Below are 15,978 nucleotides of genomic sequence, written 5' to 3' on the forward strand. Positions count from 1 at the left end.
GGGCGCTTCGGGGGCAGCGGGGGGTGGGGTACGTGAAGGGGTGGCTGCCGGACGATCTGTCGCCGTACGACGGGCCTCGCGAGGTGGCGGAGCTGCCGGGCGCGCTGCGCGCGTTCCTGCGGCCGGGTCCCGATGACGAGGGCCCCGCGGTCATGGAGCTGCACGGGGAGCCTGGCGCCGGAGCGTACGACCTCGCGGTCCGGCTCGCCCATTCGGCCTGGGACACGTCGGAAGGGGTGCGGTTCACGCCCTGCTGGGTGCCGCTCGGGGCGGCCGACGCCACGCCGGACCTGGTCCTGCTGCGCCTCCTTGAGCTGCTGCTTGACGGCCGCCCGCCGAATTCCCTGTACGACATGGTGCTGGCCGAGCCCGATCGGCTGGAGGACGCGCTGGCCTGGCCGTGCCACGACACACTCGTGCAGGGGCGCCACCTGGTGGTGCTCGACGGGCTGCCCACCGGGGAGGCTGGGGCGGAGTTGTTGCGGCTTGCCGCGTGGCTCGTCCGGGGCTCGGACTCGCGAGTCCTTGCCGTGTCCGGGGTCGCGCACGAGGTGACCGAGGTGCCGGTGGGCTCCCACCAGGTCACGGGCGGCGGGGACGCCGGGGGCACCGGGTTCGCCGGGCTGAGTGCGCCGACCCGGGCGCTGTTGCGGGTGCTCGCGCACTGGGAGGGTGAAGAGGCCAACGCGTCGGTGGCGGCGGGGCTGTACGCGTCGACGCTGCGCACGGCGCGGCCGCGGCCCGTCGCATGGGCCCGGCAGGCGCTGCGGGAGCTGTCCGCCCGCGGAGTGCTCCAGGCCACGCGGCCCGAGTGGTTCCGGCCGCACCCGGACCTGCGCACGGGGCCCGCCCGGCACCTGGACGCCGGCCTCGCCGAAGCGCTCCTGGACGGCACTGTCGAGCCGCGCGGCGGCGCTGACGCGTACGTCGACCTCGTGATCCGTCTCACCCGGGCCGGGGCGGCGGAGACCGCCACCGCGCTGGTCGAACTGCTCGAACCCCAACTTACCGGTAAACAGGGCGTGTTCAGGCTGCTGCGGTTGAAGCAGTCGTACTGGCACCGGACGGGCGACTGGGAGCCGGCGAGGCTCACGGCGGCCGTCGCGGCCCGGGATACCGGCAGGCCACTGGTCGCCGCGGAAACCCTGGCCACGCTCGACTCCCCGCGTGCCGCCTTCCACAAGGCGGTCGCCCAGCGCTGCGCGGGCCACCTGCGCGAGGCCGCGGCCACGCTCGACGCCGCCCCCGACGCCGTACCGCCGGACGGCTGGGTGCTGCACACCCGCGCTGCCGTCCAGTGCGACATGGGTGAACTCCGCGGGGTCGACCGGCTGTTGCGCAGCGCCGTGGAAGCCCACCAGGTCCGGGGCGACGCCCGCGGCGAGGCCTGGGCCATCCACCACTACGGGCGGCTGCGGATGGTGCGCGGCGACCTGGAGGAGGCACAGAAGCGGCTGGAGGCCGCCCGGCACATGTTCGTGGAGCTCGGCGACCGCCAGGGCCAGGCCTGGACGGAGACCGAACTCGGCAGGAACCAGGCGCTGTTCGGGAGCCACACGGAGGCGCTCCACCAGTTGCACAAGGCGCTCGGCCTTCACCTGTCGAACGGTGACGTGCGCGGGAAGGGCTGGACGTACCTGTACCTCGCCCTCGCGCATGAGGCCTTCGGCGACCGGGAGGGGGCCGCGCCTCTGGCCCGTACGGCGGAACGGGAGTTGCGCAACGTCCCCGACCTTTTGGGCACCGCCTGGGCACAGCACTGTCGTGCGCTCCTGCCGTTCCCCAGTCTTGCGATATCACCGAAGCTCCGATCGGCGATGGACCTCTTCAACCGATGCGGCTGCCTGCACGGCCAGGCCTGGAACACCTTGGAGCTGGCACGGCTGTGGCGGCGGGAGGGGGGAAGTTCGCTGGCGAGGGCGGAGGCAGGCCTCTACCGCGACGCCGAGCGCCGGTTCGAGGCCATCGGCGACTCCCACGGTCAAGGGTGGGCCATGTCGCTGCGCTCCAACGCCTTCGACCGGGGCCGCCACCCCGAGCACATCCCCTTGACCGCCCGCCACCTGATCCCCGAGCCGGGCGCGCGCACCGACAGAGCCACCCCCTTCCCCACCGCCCTCTCCCGCATCCGCCTCACCCTCCTCGACGACGAATCCACCGCCGGTACGGCGTCCCGCATCACCCTCCACGTCGACCCCGGCCCACAACACCCCTGGTCCGCCCCCACCCCCGAACTCCCCTGGCTGACCGCCCGCGCCACCCCCCTCACGGCCGCCGACGTCGAACCCGCGCACGCCCTGACGCTCAAGCCCTCACCCCACGACCAGGACGGCGCCGAGTTCCTGTTCACGCCCCACAAGGCGGGACGCCACCGGCTCCTCTTCACGGTGGAGGACTCCGCGACGGCCACCGTCCTCCAGCAGGTCGAGACCTACATCGACGTCACCGACGGCGAGGGCGGCCCGCGGGACGCCCTGTCGCCCGAAGCACTGCGGAGGGCCTAGGACACATGGCCCACGAGCTGCCGACCCGCGTCACGCACGACCCGAGCCTGGGCTTCACCCGGCTTCCCCGGCACGTCATCCGGCACCCCGATCTCGTCGTCGGGCTGGACGCGCGCCGTGAGGACGAGCCCGTGCAGGCCCGGATGTACGGGCCCGCCGTGCCCTCGCTCAGCGGCTCCGAGCACACGGTGACGCTCAACGTCCGCCCCCGCGAGGTGCGTTCGGTGGCGGCGCGGCTGCGGCAGGTGTGGAGGGACGAGTTCGTGGCGCTCCAGCCGCTGGACGCGTCCGGCCGCCCCGCCCCCGGCCGCACCCCGCTCCCGTATGCCTCCCTCGTCGACCTGACCGCCGAACCCGAGGCCGAACTGCGCACCGCGCTCGCCCGACTCGCCCGCTACGGCACCCAGTTGCTCTACGACGTCCTCCTCGGCGGCGAGTCCGAGGAGCTGAAGCTCTTCCGCGGCTTCCTGACGGACGCCCTCGGCAGCGACCGGCCCCTGCGCGTCCGCTTCCACTCGGACCTGTACCTGCCCTGGCCGATGCTGTGCCTGCCCGTCGCCTTGGACGAGGACGCGGAGCCCGGCACCGGGAGCCTGTTCGGGCGTTTCCTCGGCTATCGCCACCAGCTCGAACACACCGGCGGCAACGCCTACGCCCGCGTCGCCGACGACCGCGACCCGCCGCCGCGCTCGGCCCCCGCCGTCAGCCTCAACCACGACACGGGCGTCGACGCGGAGGGCCTGACCCGGGCCGCCGACGTCGCCACCGCCCTCGCCGACGGCGGCGACCTCGTCGAACGCACCACCCGCGACGAACTGGAACGCGCCCTCGGCGACACTCTCCTCGACGAGCAGCTGATGTACTTCTGGTGCCACGGCCACTTCACCGCGTCCGGCGACGAACCCCCTTACCTCGTCCTGAAGTTGACCGACCAGCGGGCCATCGACGCGCACAGCCTGCGCGCCCACCGCCCGCCCCCGCACTCCTGCGTGCCGTTCCGCCCCTTCGTCCTGCTCAACGCCTGCTACGCGGGGCTCCCCGGCAACGCCGACCTGGCCTACCTCGGCAGGGCCCTGTTCGACGCGGGCGCCAGCGGCATCCTCGGCCCACAGATCGAGATGCCGCAGCGCTTCGCCGCCGAGTACGCGCTCGCCTTCGTCACCCGCTACCTGACCGGCCGGGAGACGGCGGGCGACATCGCCCACGCCCTGTCCCGGCACTTCGCCGACACCTGCCACAACCCGCTGGGCTTCGCGTACGCCCTGCACAGCGGCATGGACAGCCGCTTGGAGCGCACGGCGTGAACGAGGGCTCCACGGAGAGGGACGGGATGAGCGAGGGGTGCGGGGACAAGTGACGGGTGACAGGTGCGGGGACGGCCGGGGAGTTGGGCGGAGCGGGGATGGCTGAGGCATCAGAGGGCACGGGGACGGCCGAGGCGTCCGAGGACTCAGGGTCGGCCGAGACGCCCGAGAGCACGGAGATGGCGGAGGCAACCGTGGACGCCAGGACGGCCGAGATGTCCGAGGACTCAGGGTCGGCCGAGACGCCCGAGAGCACGGAGATGGCGGAGGCAACCGTGGACGCCAGGACGGCCGAGGCATCGGAGAGCGCAGGGACGGCCGAGGGCGCAGAGATGGGCGAGGGCGCGGGGATGGCCGAGGCGTACGGGCACGGCCGAATCGCCGTCGTCGACCTCGACGCGAGTGGCTGGCCGCTGCGGCCCACCCGCGACGGCCCGCGCCCCGTGCCGCCGCCCGGCCTCGACGCCCACCTCGCGCAGCGGCTGACCCCGCCGTCCTGGGCGACGGACATCGTCGTGTACGTCCACGGGTGGCAGACCTCGGAGGCGTCGGCGCTGAGGGCGCTGCGGACGCTGATGGGGCTGGTGGAGCGGCAGCGGGGCGAGCGGGCAGGGCTGTATCCGCGGCTCCGGCGGGGCGCACCCGGGCACCGGGACTTCGCCCCGTGGCCGGTCCTGGTCCGGTGGCCGTCGCGCTCCCTGCCCTCGCTCGGCGGCTACCGCCGCATCCGCGACCGCGCCCACGCGATGGGCGCCGAGGGCCACGCGGCCCGCGTGATCGCGCAGCTCCTGGGCTATCTGGACGCCCACAGGGGCGACCCGCGTGCCGCGCCCGTCCTCGCCAACCGCGGCGGCCAGTACCTGCACCTCGTCGGGCACTCTTTCGGCTGCCGGCTGCTGTGCGAGGCGGTGCAGTGGGCCGCGGCGCCGCCGGGCGGGACGCTGGGGTGGAGCACGCCCGCGCCGCCGGGGCGGCCGTTCACCGTCGACTCGATGCTGCTGTTGCAGATGGCGGCGGCGCGGGACGCCTTCGCGGCCACGTTCACCGCGCTCGCGGGGGCGCCGCTGCACGGGCCGGTGGTGGCGACGTACTCGCAACACGACCGTGCCACCGGCTTCTGGCACCTGCGGGCCGAGAAGCGGGCAGGCATCGGGTACGCGGGGATCGGGACGGCGCCCGCGCCGGTGTCCGGGATCCGGATGCGGGCCACCGACGAGGCGTACCCGCACGACGCCCTCGACCACCGCTTCGTCAGCGTCGACGCGGGCGCCGTCTTCGTCCACGGCCACGGCCCCGCGGGCGCGCACTCCGACCACCTGCGTCCGGAGTCAGCCCACCTGCTGCTGTCACTGGCGGACCACTCAAGGTGACAAGCGTCAGCCCGTCCGGCGTTCGAGGACGAGGCGCGGAGCGCCGATCACGGGGGGGCGGGGGCGTAGCACCGAGTGGGGCGCGCCGGGCGTACCTGCCCGGGCGCCCCCGCCAGAAGCCTCAGGCTTCCTTGGACCCCTTGGATCCCTTGGACCCCTTGGGTCCCTTGTCGCCGGACGCACCCGCGGCACCGGAGGCACGAGCCGCCCCGGAGACCGCGGGCTCGGCACCCTCGGGGGCACCCGAGGAGTCCGAGAGGTCCGAGGAGTCCGGGGACTCCTTGAAGTCCACCTTCCCCATGTGCCGGTTCATGGACTTCATCAGCCGCCACACCGCGAGCGCCATCACCGCGAACACGATGAACCCCAGGACCCCGGGGGTCACCTTGTTCTCGTCGACCTCCTTGGCGAGGGGGACGAGATGCGTCACTGCCAGGCTTGCGCTTCCGCTCATGTCAGGCATTGTCGCGGATGCCCGCGAAGAGGTCGTCCTCGGGGAGGGAGGTATCGACCAGAGACTTCGCGAGCTCGTACTCCTCGGTCGGCCAGACCTCCCGCTGGATGTCCATCGGGACGCGGAACCAGCCGCCGTCGGGGTCGATCTGCGTGGCGTGCGCGATCAGCGCCTTGTCGCGGATCTCGTAGAAGTCGGCGCACGGAACGTGCGTGGTCAGCGTGCGCTCGACCCGCTCGAACTCGTCCCAGCGCTTCAGCCACTCCCCGTAGGGCGACTCCAGGCCGCGGTCCAGCATGGCCTGGTGCAGCGCCTCGGTGCGCGGCCGGTTGAAGCCCTGGTTGTAGTACAGCTTCTGCGGCGTGAAGACGGGGCCGAACTCGCTCTCCGGGTACTTCTCCGCGTCCGCCGCGCCCTCGAACGCCACCATCGAGATCTTGTGGGTCATGATGTGGTCCGGGTGCGGATACCCGCCGTTCTCGTCGTACGTCGTGATCACCTGCGGGCGGAACGAACGGATCTGGCGCACCAGCTCACCGGCCGCCTTGTCGACGTCCTCCAGGGCGAAGCAGCCCTCGGGCAGCGGCGGCAGCGGGTCGCCCTCGGGCAGGCCCGAGTCGACGAAGCCGAGCCACTCCTGCTTGACGCCGAGGATCTCCCGGGCCTCGTCCATCTCCTTCTTGCGCACCTCGTGGATGTGCTCCTGGATGTACGTGTCGCCCTGGAGCTTGGGGTTGAGGATGTCGCCGCGCTCTCCGCCCGTGCAGGTCACGACGAGCACGTCCACCCCTTCGGACACGTACTTGGCCATGGTGGCCGCGCCCTTGCTCGACTCGTCGTCGGGGTGGGCGTGAACGGCCATCAGTCGAAGCTGCTCAGTCAAGACTCGATCCTCAGGTGTCCGGCGCCGGTGCGTGCTGTGGCGCCCTCGGTCATCAGGCGTTGTACGGGGCTTCTATAGTGACGGAACCGGGGGGCGGAAAATTCCGGCATTCCCTGCCCGCATGGAGGACGATCATGACCGCGGTGAGCGGCGGCGACAGCGGCGGCCTGGCCACGCGGGTCCCCGAGGACCGCTACGGCAGGTCGGCGGACGAGCGTGCCGACCGCAAGCTCAAGATCGTCGGTTCCGTCCTCGGTGTGCTGCTGCTCGGCGTGATCGGCTGGTTCGGGTACGACTCGATCGCCGGGGCCAAGCTCAGCGGCGAGCTGATCAAGTTCGACGTGGTCTCGGACAAGGCCGTCGAGGTGCACCTGGAAGTGCGCAAGGACGCGGATGCGAACGGCTACTGCACGCTCCGCTCCCAGGCCGAGGACGGCTCCGAGGTGGGCCGCGCCGACTTCCGCTTCGACCAGGACAAGGGGCGCGTCGACAAGACCGTCACGCTGCGCACGACCGGGCGCGCCACCAGCGCGGAGCTGGTCGGCTGCCACGCCGACTGATCGCTGCCCGACGCCGCCCGCCCCGCCCGACGCCGCCCGCGACACGCCTCGCCGCTCCCGGCGCCCACGCGCTCACCTGCGCTGACACTTCTCTGATGGCTTATGTCCTCCCCCTCCGGCACCGAAATTGTTAGGCTCGTGGTTTCGCCCACCCGTTAGGGAACATCCTTCTGGGTAGGGCGATGCTTTGTATTCCCAGTACCTACGAGGAGCACCTGTGACCCAGACCAGCGACAACGTCACCTGGCTGACCCAGGAGGCGTACGACAAGCTCCGGTCCGAGCTTGAGTACCTGTCTGGTCCTGCGCGCACCGAGATCGCAACCAAGATCGCGGCGGCGCGCGAGGAGGGCGACCTGCGCGAGAACGGCGGGTACCACGCGGCCAAGGAGGAGCAGGGCAAGCAGGAGCTCCGCGTCCGCCAGCTGACGCAGCTCCTGGAACACGCGAAGGTCGGTGAGGCGCCCGCCGAGTCGGGTGTCGCCGCCCCCGGCATGGTCGTCACCATCGCGTTCGACGGCGACGAGGACGACACGGTGACCTTCCTGCTCGCGTCCCGGGAGTACGCAAGCGACGACATCGAGACGTACTCGCCGCAGTCCCCGCTCGGCAGCGGCGTCAACGGCAAGAAGGTCGGCGAGAACGCGCAGTACGAGCTGCCGAACGGCAAGCTGGCCTCCGTCAAGATCCTCGAGGCCAAGCCGTACCAGGGCTGAGTCCCCCAGGGACACCGAAGACCCCCGGCGCGGTCCGCGCCGGGGGTCTCGTGCGTGCGGGCGGCGGGCGGCTGCGCCGCTACGGGCGCGGGGCCCGCTTTCCGGGTGTCACCTGCATTCGAGGTAGATGCCGCCGGACTGCTTCACATCCACCTTGTTGTTGGTCCTGGTGCCCGACAGGAAGGTCTTGAAGGCGCCACGGGTGGGGCACTTCACGGACGTGTTGATGCTGCCCAGCGAGCTGGGCGACACGTTCTGGCACTTGTTGGTGAGCTGCACCCAGCCCGAAAGCGTCTGCCCGAGCAGCGAGACGCAGACCTTCTTGTAGCCCTCGTAGAACCCGTTGCCCCAGACCTTGCCGTTCTGGACCTTCGGGGTGTACGCGATCAGCTCCAGCTCCTGGGCCGCGGCCGACGACTGCGACGCCGCCCCCATCACCATTCCGGCCGCCATCACGGCCGCGGCCGCGCTCATCCGCACCTTCGACATGGACTTCCCCTCGTTCCGTCGGTCCGTCGCGCTCACCTGCACTTGACGAAGCGCGGCGCCGAGTCCTTGATGTCCTTGCGGTTGTTGGTCCGGGTGCCCGAGAGCAGGGTCCGGAAGATGCCTTCCCTGGGACACTTGGCGCCGACGCTGATGCTGCCCAGCGAGCTGGGCGACACGTTCTGGCACTTGCTCGTCACCGGAATCGGCGGGATGGTCCCGAGGCTCTCCTGGAGCAGCGTGACGCAGACCTTCTTGTACCCCTCGTAGAACCCGCTGGCCCACACCTTGCCGTTCTGCGCCTTGGGCTGGTACGCCACCAGCTCCAACTCCTGTGCCGCGGCGGACGACTGGGACGCCGCCCCCGCCACCATCGCCGCCGCCATCACGGCCGCGGCCGCACCCATCCGCACCTTCGACATGGACTTCCCCTCGTTGGCTGTACGTCGGTCGGCCGAATCGGCCGGGGCGCGCCACCCGGACGTTCTCGGCGTCTGTAGCCTCCAGCCCCGCGCACCCCGGCAGTACCCCCCGCCCAGGGGATCTTTTGCGCCACGCCCGACGCACTATTCATGTTCATGCCACCCGCAGTTCACCTTCCGCGTCGCACCATCTTGGGCGTACGCAGCCTGCTCACGTAGTCACTGCCGTGATGGACCACTGGCTGCGCACTCACCACGGGGAAGCAGTGAGACACGGGGGTCAACTGTGATTTCGGTCGGTGTCATCGCGCGCGGCGGACCGGAACGGGCGGAGCTGCGTGCCGCCCTGGAGACGGAGGGGCGGCATCAGGTCGCCGACGAGGACGAGCCCGGCCGGGAGGTGGCGCTCGTGCGCCGCGCCCGGCCCCGGGTGCTCGTGGTCAGCCAGGGCGACGAGGAGTCGGCGGTCACCGCCCTGCACCGGCTTGCCGCCGCGCCCGCGCCGGTGGCCGTCCTGCTGCTCGCCGGCCGGTTCACCTGCGGCGGCCTGCGCCGGATCCTGTCCTGCCGTCCGGCGGGCGTCCTGCACCGGGCCACGGCGGCCGCCCATCTGCCGTGGGCGGTCGGCGCGGCGGCCGCGGGCGGGCCGGTCCTCGGCCCCGAGCTGGTCGACGTGGTGGCCGGCGCCTGTCCGTGCCCCGGCTGCGCCCCTTCGGCTCGGGACGAGGCACGGGCCCTCCTCGCCACCCTGTCCACGCGCGAGCTGGAAGTGCTCGAACTCGTCGGCGAGGGCCTGTCCAACCCGCAGATCGCCGCGGCCCTCACCATCAGCTCCGACACCGCCAAGGACCACGTGGGCAGCATCTGCGGCAAGCTCGGCATCCGGGGCCGGCTGCAGGTGGCCCGCGTCGCCTGGCAGGCGGGGCTCACCGGGCGGCGGGCCCCCGCGGACGGCCGGGTGCACGCCGCCTGCGGGTGACCTCGCCCGGAGGGTCGGACGGCCGGGGGGCCGGGTGCCGGGGGGCGGAGGGCTCGGGGGCCTCGGCGGCCGGGTGTCAGGCGGCCGCCGAGCGGTACTTGCGCACCGCGAGCGTGCGGAAGACCACCAGGATCAGCACCGACCAGAGCACCGAGGCCAGGACCGGGTGCTGCATGGGCCAGGCGTCCGGCGTCTTGAAGCCGGGCGGCAGATTGCCGAACAGCTCGCGGCACGCCTGCACGGTGGTGCTGAACGGGTTCCACTCGGCGATGTGCCGGAAGAACGTCGGCAGGTTGTTGGAGTCCACGAAGGCGTTCGAGATGAACGTCAGCGGGAAGAGCCAGATGAGCCCGCCGGAGGTCGCGGCCTCCGGCGTACGCACCGACAGGCCGATCAGGGCTCCGATCCACGAGAAGGCGTACCCGAGCAGGAGCAGCAGGGCGAAGCCCGCGAGGATCTTGCCGAAGTTCTCATGCGTGCGCCAGCCGATGAGCAGCGCGACCAGGGCGAGCACGACCAGGGTCAGCGCGGTCTGCACCAGGTCCGCCACGGTGCGGCCGGTGAGGACGGCGCCGCGCGCCATGGGCAGCGAGCGGAAGCGGTCGATGAGGCCCTTGTGCATGTCGTCCGCGATACCGGCGCCCGCGCCGGCCGTGGCGAAGGTGACCGTCTGGGCGAAGATGCCGGCCATCAGGAACTCGCGGTAGTCCTGCGACGAGAGCGAGCCGCCGACCTGGATGGACCCGCCGAAGACGTACGTGAACAGGACCACGAACATCACCGGCTGGATCAGGCCGAACAGCACCATCTCGGGAATCCGGGACATCCTGATCAAGTTCCGGCGGGCGATGACCAGGGAGTCGCGGACGGACTTGCCGATACCGCCGGCGGGCCTGGGGGCGGGAGCGGTACGCGTGACGGCACTCACGGGGCGGCCTCCTTCTTGTGCTTGTCCTTGGCGACGGGCGCGCCCTTGGCGTCCTTGCCTCCCTGCACGTCGTTCGCGCTGTTCGCGCCGTTCTCTTCGTCCTTGACCTCGGCCGTGTGGCCCGTCAGGGAGATGAACACGTCGTCGAGGGTGGGACGGCGCAGGCCGATGTCGTCGATCTCGATGCCGCGGGTGTCGAGCTCACGGATGACCTCGGCGAGCAGCTTCGCGCCGCCGGTGACGGGGACGGTCAGCTTGCGGGTGTGCCGGTCGACGGTGGCCTCGCCCTTGCCGAAGCCGGTGAGGACCTCGGTGGCGGTCGCGATGTGGTCCCGCTCGTGCACCACGACCTCGACGCGCTCGCCGCCGATCTGGGCCTTGAGCTGGTCGGCGGTGCCGCGGGCGATGACGCGGCCGTGGTCGACGACGCAGATGTCGTGCGCCAGGTGGTCGGCCTCCTCCAGATACTGCGTGGTCAGCAGGAGGGTGGTGCCGCCGGCGACGAGCTCCTGGATGACCTCCCACAACCCCTGGCGGTTGCGCGGGTCCAGGCCGGTCGTGGGCTCGTCCATGAACATCACCGGCGGCGACACGACCAGGGCGGCGGCGAGGTCGAGGCGGCGGCGCATACCGCCCGAATACGTCTTGGAGGGGCGGTCCGCCGCGTCCGCGAGGTCGAAGCGCTCAAGGAGCTCACCCGCCCGCGCCTTGGCCTCCTTGGCCCGCATCTCGTACAGCCGGCCGACCATCTGGAGATTCTCACGGCCCGTCAGATACTCGTCCACGGCGGCGAATTGGCCGGAGAGGCCGATCGAGCGCCGCACTTCGTTCGGATGCTTCAGGACGTCGATCCCGGCGACGAACGCCTTGCCGCTGTCGGGGGTGAGCAGCGTGGTCAGGCAGCGCACCGCCGTCGTCTTTCCCGCGCCGTTCGGCCCGAGGAGGCCGAGGACCGTGCCTTCCGGGACATCGAGATCGACGCCGTCCAGAGCCCTTACGTCACCGAAGGTCTTCACCAGACCTTCGGCGTAGATGGCGCCTGGCATAGGGGGTCTCCCATGTTTTGGGTGGTTTCCTAGCGAAAAGCTTAGAATCGCCGGGTTCCGATCGCCCGACACTCAGTGACGTGCCTCACAAACACTAACGCGATACATCGCGTCACTCAACGCATTGGATGAGCCTTGCAGAAACCAGTGGGGCGCGGGATCTCTCGCACGCCCCCCTCGCCGCCCGCGCGCCCTCCACGGCGTGCGCGACGTACCCGGCGTCAGCCGATCGACATGCCCGGCGTCAGCCGATGACCGTGCCCCGACGCCAGCCGATCAACGTGTCCGGCGTCAGCCGATGACCGTGTACCCGGCATCCCGCAACGCCGTCGCGACCTCCGCGCAGTGCTCGGTCCCCTTGGTCTCCAGATGCAGTTCCACCTCCGCCTCCGTGAGCCCGAGCCGAGGGTCGGTCCGCACATGGCTCACGTCGAGGACATTGGCGTCCACCGCCGACAGCACCCCGAGCAGGGTCGCCAGGGCACCCGGCCGGTCCGTCAGACGCAGCCGCAGCGACAGGTAGCGGCCCGCCGCCGCCATGCCGTGGCGCAGGATGCGCTGCATCAGCAGCGGGTCCACGTTGCCGCCGGAGAGCAGCGCGACGACCGGGCCCTTGAAGGCGCGCGGATCGCTCAGCAGCGCCGCCACCGGGCTCGCGCCCGCGGGTTCGACGACCATCTTGGCCCGCTCCAGGCACAGCAGCAAGGCACTCGACAAATCGTCCTCGGAGACCGTGACGATGTCGTCCACGAGGTCCTCGACGAGCCGGAACGGCACGTCCCCGGGGCGGCCCACCTTGATGCCGTCCGCCATGGTCACAGGGTTGTCGATCGACGTCGGGCGCCCCGCGGCGAGCGAGGGCGGGTACGCCGCCGCGCCCGCCGCCTGCACCCCCACCAGGCGTACGTCCGGGCGCAGCGACTTGACCGCGACCGCGATGCCCGCGGCGAGGCCGCCGCCGCCCACGCCGACGACGAGCGTGCGCAGCTCCGGGCACTGCTCCAGGATCTCCAGGCCCACCGTGCCCTGACCGGCGACGATGTCCGGGTGGTCGAAGGGGTGGATGAAGACCGCGCCCGTCTCGCGCGCGTAGTCCTGCGCGGCGGCCAGCGTCTCGTCGACGACCTGGCCCCGCAGCCGGACCTCCGCGCCGTAGTCCCGGGTCGCCGCGACCTTCGGCAGCGGGGCCCCGACCGGCATGAACACCGTGGCGCGGACGCCGAGCAGGGACGAGGCGAGGGCCACGCCCTGCGCGTGGTTCCCGGCGCTGGCCGCGACGACTCCGGCGGCGCGCTCCTCGGGCAGCAGCCCGGAGATGCGCACGTAGGCACCGCGGAGCTTGAACGAGCCGGTCCGCTGGAGGTTCTCGCACTTCAGGTGCACCGGCGCGCCGACCAACTGCGACAGGTGCCTGCTGCCTTCCATGGCCGTGACCCTGGAGACGCCGACGAGCATCTTCTGGGCGCCCCGTACGTCGTCGAGCGTGACGGCGGGAAAGGAGCGAGTCGTGCGGTAGCTCATGACTGCAGTCTCGCAGTTCACGCCCGCCCCCTCCCGGCGTGACCAAGCGGCGAGACGGGTTTGCGCAGCGCCGGTACGGGTAGCGCCCGGGCCGCGTACCCTGTCCCCCAACCCACCACCCTTCCCATGAAGTGAGCCCCCGGCCATGCCCACAACTCCGGACATGACGACCGCCAGCGATCCCGGCCTCCTCGATACCCTGCAGCATCAGGTTGCGGTGTTCGCACGGCGTGCGGAGCAGACCCGCCTCGGCGGCGTCGGACAGGTCCGCAACTCCATGGACCGCGCCGCGTACCTGCTGCTCAACCGCCTCGACAAGGAAGGTCCCATGGGCGTCAAGGCGCTCGCGGCGAGCATGGGCATCGACTCGTCGACCGTGACCCGGCAGGTCGCGCCCCTGGTCGACACCGGCCTGGTCAAGCGCACCTCCCACCCCGAGGACGGCCGTGCCGTCGTCCTCCAGCTGTCCCCGCGCGGGCAGGCCCGCCTCGACGAGGTGCGCTCCTCGCGGCGCGAGCTGATGGCGGAGCTCACGCAGGACTGGGCTCCGGCGGAACGCGAGAGCTTCACCGCGCTCCTCACCCGCTTCAACACCGCGCTCTCGGCGCGGCAGTCGTCCCAGGCGGTACCGGACCCCGTCGCTCCGACCGACTCCTGAGCCCCCGGCCGCGGTACGCCGACCACCGCGGCCGGGCGCAGGGCGGCAGGTTCCGCTCGCGCAGGGCTCTTGACCTGGGCACCGTGCCTGGCCTCAGATGAAACCGAGTCCCCCTACGCCGGACGGCGGGAGGCGCGGTGCGAGAGCGGCAGGCCGCCCAACAGGCCCGCCGTGCCCGGGAGTTCCAGGCGTTCGTCGCGGGCGCGGCAGGGCGTCTCCTGCATGCCGCCACGCTGCTCACCGGTGAGCGGCCGGACGCCAACCCGCGCGCGCGGGCGCTGCTCACGGCCGCGCTCGCGTCCACGTACGCCTCCTGGGACAGGATGCGCGGCGAGGATCCGTACGACCGCACCCGCACCGTCCTCGTCGTCCGCTTCGCGCGGGGCGCCTGGCGGCGGTCCCGCGGGCGCGGCGGGCCGCTCGCCCGGCTGTCCCCGCAGGAGCGGCTCGTCCTCGTTCTCCGGTTGTACGAGGGTGTGGCCGAGGAGCAGACGGCGGCGCTGCTCGGGCTCGGCGTGGAGCGGGTGCGGGTGCTGTCCGCCCGGGCTGTCGCCACAGTGCTCCATCCGCCGCGCGGGCCCGCGCCCACCACACCCGCCGCGCCCGGGGTGCCGCCCGGCGCGCCCCTCGGGAAGGCGGCCTCGTCATGAGCCAGCAGGAGCGGCGGGAGGCCGTGGTGCGGGGGATGCTCGACGCCGGGGCGCCGGCGTCGGTGCCGCCCGAACTGCACGCGGACGCCGTGCGGCGCGGGGCCCGGATGCTGCGTCGCCGCACGGTCGCGCGGCGACTGATGTGGCTGCTCCTGCTGGTCGCCGTCGTCGCGTTCGCGGTCTGGGCGGCGGAGGCCCAGCCGTGGGTGGAGCCCCCGTCGAGCCGCACCCCGCCCCTGACCAGCTGGTGACCCGGGGCGGCCGGGGTCGCCCCGGCCGCCCCCACCCCCGAGCGCCCGCGCGCCTAGCCCAGCGCCTGCTGCAGATCCGCCAGCAGGTCGTCGGCCGACTCGATGCCTACGGAGAGGCGCACCAGGTCGGCCGGGACCTCCAGGGCGGAGCCCGCGACGGAGGCGTGGGTCATGCGGCCGGGGTGCTCGATGAGCGACTCGACGCCGCCGAGGGACTCGCCGAGGGTGAACAGCTTGGCCCGGTCGCAGACGGCGACGGCCGCCTCCTCGCCGCCCTCGACCTGGAAGGACACCATCCCGCCGAAGGACTTCATCTGCTTGGCGGCGATCTCGTGCCCGGGGTGCGAGGCGAGCCCCGGGTACAGCACCTTCGTCACGCGCGCGTGCCGCGTGAGCATGTCGACGACGCGCTCGGCGTTCTCGCTGTGCCGGTCCATGCGGACGGCCAGCGTCTTGATGCCCCGCAGGACCAGCCAGGAGTCGAAGGGCCCGGCGACGGCACCCATCGCGTTCTGGTGGAACGCCAACTCGTCGCCGAGCTCGGCGTCGTTGACGACGAGCGCGCCGCCGACGACGTCGGAGTGCCCGCCCATGTACTTCGTCATGGAGTGCACGACGACGTCCGCGCCGAGGGCGAGCGGCTGCTGGAGGTAGGGGCTCGCGAAGGTGTTGTCGACGACGAGCCGCGCGCCCGCCTCCCGGGCGATCTGGGCCGTGGCCTCGATGTCGGTGATGCCGAGCAGCGGGTTGGAGGGGGTCTCCACCCACACGGCCTTCGTGCGCGGCGTGAGCGCGGCCCGCACCGACGCCGGGTCGGAGGTGTCGGCGACCGACCACTCCACGCCCCACCGCGAGACGACCTTGGCGAACAGGCGGAACGTACCGCCGTACGCGTCATTGGGGATGACGACGTGGTCACCGGGGCCGAGCAGCGTACGCAGCAGGCAGTCCTCGGCGGCGAGGCCGGAGGCGAAGGCGAGGCCGCGGCGGCCGCCTTCGAGGGCGGCGAGGTTCTCCTCCAGGGCGGTGCGCGTCGGGTTGGCGCTGCGGCTGTACTCATAGCCGCCGCGGAGCCCGCCGACTCCGTCCTGCTTGTACGTGGACACCTGGTAGATGGGCGGGACGACGGCGCCGGTGAGCGGGTCGGCGGTGTTGCCCGCGTGAATGGCGACGGTCTCGAAATTCTGGCTGCTGCGCGAGTCACTCATGCGGCCTGAGCGTAATGCTGCGCGGGCCCCGGGGCCGGG

At 72.2% G+C, this 15,978-nt stretch carries 16 protein-coding genes and 1 pseudogene; 9 read left to right on the forward strand and 8 right to left on the reverse strand.

From position 1 onward, the window contains the following. Positions 1-32 precede the first annotated feature (32 nt). The 3 genes from ACZ6BG_RS11085 to ACZ6BG_RS11095 all read left to right on the forward strand — a co-directional run bounded on the left by ACZ6BG_RS11085 (position 33) and on the right by ACZ6BG_RS11095 (position 5,178). Positions 33-2,504, forward strand: coding sequence for a hypothetical protein (locus ACZ6BG_RS11085; RefSeq protein ID WP_468999626.1), 2,472 nt, complete (start codon positions 33-35; stop codon positions 2,502-2,504). A 5-nt stretch (positions 2,505-2,509) separates the two neighbouring features. Continuing rightward, complete coding sequence (locus tag ACZ6BG_RS11090) at positions 2,510-3,808, forward strand: CHAT domain-containing protein (protein ID WP_468999627.1); 1,299 nt, start codon at positions 2,510-2,512, stop codon at positions 3,806-3,808. Between the two features lie 98 nt (positions 3,809-3,906). Beyond that, complete coding sequence (locus ACZ6BG_RS11095; protein ID WP_468999628.1) at positions 3,907-5,178, forward strand: hypothetical protein; 1,272 nt, start codon at positions 3,907-3,909, stop codon at positions 5,176-5,178. Between the two features lie 217 nt (positions 5,179-5,395). Here the strand turns inward: ACZ6BG_RS11095 and ACZ6BG_RS11100 are convergent. Both ACZ6BG_RS11100 and mca read right to left on the reverse strand, forming a co-directional pair. Continuing rightward, positions 5,396-5,641: pseudogene (locus ACZ6BG_RS11100) on the reverse strand (hypothetical protein); the annotation flags it as partial. After that, positions 5,634-6,515, reverse strand: a complete 882-nt coding sequence (gene mca / locus ACZ6BG_RS11105; protein ID WP_468451204.1) for a mycothiol conjugate amidase Mca — start codon at positions 6,513-6,515, stop codon at positions 5,634-5,636. The gene mca and the pseudogene ACZ6BG_RS11100, both read right to left, overlap by 8 nt. A 134-nt stretch (positions 6,516-6,649) precedes the next feature. Here mca and ACZ6BG_RS11110 point away from each other — a divergent pair, with 134 nt between their 5' ends. Then, positions 6,650-7,075 carry a DUF4307 domain-containing protein gene (locus ACZ6BG_RS11110; RefSeq protein ID WP_468999629.1) on the forward strand — a complete coding sequence of 142 codons (426 nt, stop codon included), beginning with the start codon at positions 6,650-6,652 and terminating at the stop codon, positions 7,073-7,075. Positions 7,076-7,292: 217 nt separating this feature from the next. Beyond that, positions 7,293-7,790: a transcription elongation factor GreA gene (gene greA / locus ACZ6BG_RS11115; protein WP_468451200.1), complete on the forward strand. Its 498-nt coding sequence runs from the start codon at positions 7,293-7,295 to the stop codon at positions 7,788-7,790. Between the two features lie 108 nt (positions 7,791-7,898). Here the strand turns inward: greA and ACZ6BG_RS11120 are convergent, their stop codons facing one another. Continuing rightward, positions 7,899-8,279, reverse strand: a complete 381-nt coding sequence (locus ACZ6BG_RS11120) for a hypothetical protein (protein ID WP_468999630.1) — start codon at positions 8,277-8,279, stop codon at positions 7,899-7,901. Between the two features lie 32 nt (positions 8,280-8,311). Further along, complete coding sequence (locus tag ACZ6BG_RS11125; protein ID WP_468999631.1) at positions 8,312-8,698, reverse strand: hypothetical protein; 387 nt, start codon at positions 8,696-8,698, stop codon at positions 8,312-8,314. Positions 8,699-8,984: 286 nt separating this feature from the next. Here ACZ6BG_RS11125 and ACZ6BG_RS11130 point away from each other — a divergent pair, with 286 nt between their 5' ends. Beyond that, on the forward strand, positions 8,985-9,677 hold the full coding sequence (locus ACZ6BG_RS11130) for a helix-turn-helix transcriptional regulator (RefSeq protein WP_468999632.1): 693 nt from the start codon (positions 8,985-8,987) through the stop codon (positions 9,675-9,677). A 76-nt stretch (positions 9,678-9,753) separates the two neighbouring features. Here the strand turns inward: ACZ6BG_RS11130 and ACZ6BG_RS11135 are convergent, their stop codons facing one another. The 3 genes from ACZ6BG_RS11135 to ilvA all read right to left on the reverse strand — a co-directional run bounded on the left by ACZ6BG_RS11135 (position 9,754) and on the right by ilvA (position 13,172). After that, complete coding sequence (locus ACZ6BG_RS11135; RefSeq protein WP_468451194.1) at positions 9,754-10,605, reverse strand: ABC transporter permease; 852 nt, start codon at positions 10,603-10,605, stop codon at positions 9,754-9,756. Beyond that, positions 10,602-11,651: an ATP-binding cassette domain-containing protein gene (locus tag ACZ6BG_RS11140; protein WP_468999633.1), complete on the reverse strand. Its 1,050-nt coding sequence runs from the start codon at positions 11,649-11,651 to the stop codon at positions 10,602-10,604. The genes ACZ6BG_RS11135 and ACZ6BG_RS11140 overlap by 4 nt, the downstream gene beginning before the upstream one ends. Positions 11,652-11,942: 291 nt before the next feature. Next, complete coding sequence (gene ilvA / locus ACZ6BG_RS11145) at positions 11,943-13,172, reverse strand: threonine ammonia-lyase (protein WP_468999634.1); 1,230 nt, start codon at positions 13,170-13,172, stop codon at positions 11,943-11,945. Between the two features lie 145 nt (positions 13,173-13,317). Here ilvA and ACZ6BG_RS11150 point away from each other — a divergent pair, with 145 nt between their 5' ends. From ACZ6BG_RS11150 to ACZ6BG_RS11160, 3 genes are all read left to right on the forward strand, one after another. Further along, complete coding sequence (locus ACZ6BG_RS11150; RefSeq protein ID WP_468999635.1) at positions 13,318-13,830, forward strand: MarR family winged helix-turn-helix transcriptional regulator; 513 nt, start codon at positions 13,318-13,320, stop codon at positions 13,828-13,830. Positions 13,831-13,967: 137 nt separating this feature from the next. Continuing rightward, the gene (locus ACZ6BG_RS11155) at positions 13,968-14,480 is read left to right on the forward strand and encodes a sigma factor-like helix-turn-helix DNA-binding protein (protein WP_468999636.1); all 513 of its coding nucleotides are present in this window, start codon (positions 13,968-13,970) and stop codon (positions 14,478-14,480) included. Next, entirely contained in the window at positions 14,477-14,731 is a 255-nt protein-coding gene (locus ACZ6BG_RS11160) for a hypothetical protein (protein WP_468999637.1), read from the forward strand. The genes ACZ6BG_RS11155 and ACZ6BG_RS11160 overlap by 4 nt, the downstream gene beginning before the upstream one ends. Positions 14,732-14,784: 53 nt before the next feature. On the opposite strand, the gene ACZ6BG_RS11165 is transcribed toward ACZ6BG_RS11160, so the two are convergent. After that, on the reverse strand, positions 14,785-15,939 hold the full coding sequence (locus tag ACZ6BG_RS11165) for a cystathionine gamma-synthase (protein WP_468999638.1): 1,155 nt from the start codon (positions 15,937-15,939) through the stop codon (positions 14,785-14,787). Positions 15,940-15,978 lie beyond the last annotated feature (39 nt).

Source organism: Streptomyces sp. NPDC041205 (assembly GCF_055591765.1).

Bases quoted from the DNA above. Each gene is read 5' to 3' on its own strand.
- ACZ6BG_RS11090 (WP_468999627.1), top strand. From the start codon at position 2,510: ATGGCCCACGAGCTGCCGACCCGCGTCACGCACGACCCGAGCCTGGGC.
- ACZ6BG_RS11095 (WP_468999628.1), top strand. From the start codon at position 3,907: ATGGCTGAGGCATCAGAGGGCACGGGGACGGCCGAGGCGTCCGAGGAC.
- ACZ6BG_RS11110 (WP_468999629.1), top strand. From the start codon at position 6,650: ATGACCGCGGTGAGCGGCGGCGACAGCGGCGGCCTGGCCACGCGGGTC.
- ACZ6BG_RS11120 (WP_468999630.1), bottom strand. From the start codon at position 8,279: ATGTCGAAGGTGCGGATGAGCGCGGCCGCGGCCGTGATGGCGGCCGGA.
- ACZ6BG_RS11125 (WP_468999631.1), bottom strand. From the start codon at position 8,698: ATGTCGAAGGTGCGGATGGGTGCGGCCGCGGCCGTGATGGCGGCGGCG.
- ACZ6BG_RS11140 (WP_468999633.1), bottom strand. From the start codon at position 11,651: ATGCCAGGCGCCATCTACGCCGAAGGTCTGGTGAAGACCTTCGGTGAC.
- ilvA (WP_468999634.1), bottom strand. From the start codon at position 13,172: ATGAGCTACCGCACGACTCGCTCCTTTCCCGCCGTCACGCTCGACGAC.
- ACZ6BG_RS11150 (WP_468999635.1), top strand. From the start codon at position 13,318: ATGCCCACAACTCCGGACATGACGACCGCCAGCGATCCCGGCCTCCTC.
- ACZ6BG_RS11160 (WP_468999637.1), top strand. From the start codon at position 14,477: ATGAGCCAGCAGGAGCGGCGGGAGGCCGTGGTGCGGGGGATGCTCGAC.
- ACZ6BG_RS11165 (WP_468999638.1), bottom strand. From the start codon at position 15,939: ATGAGTGACTCGCGCAGCAGCCAGAATTTCGAGACCGTCGCCATTCAC.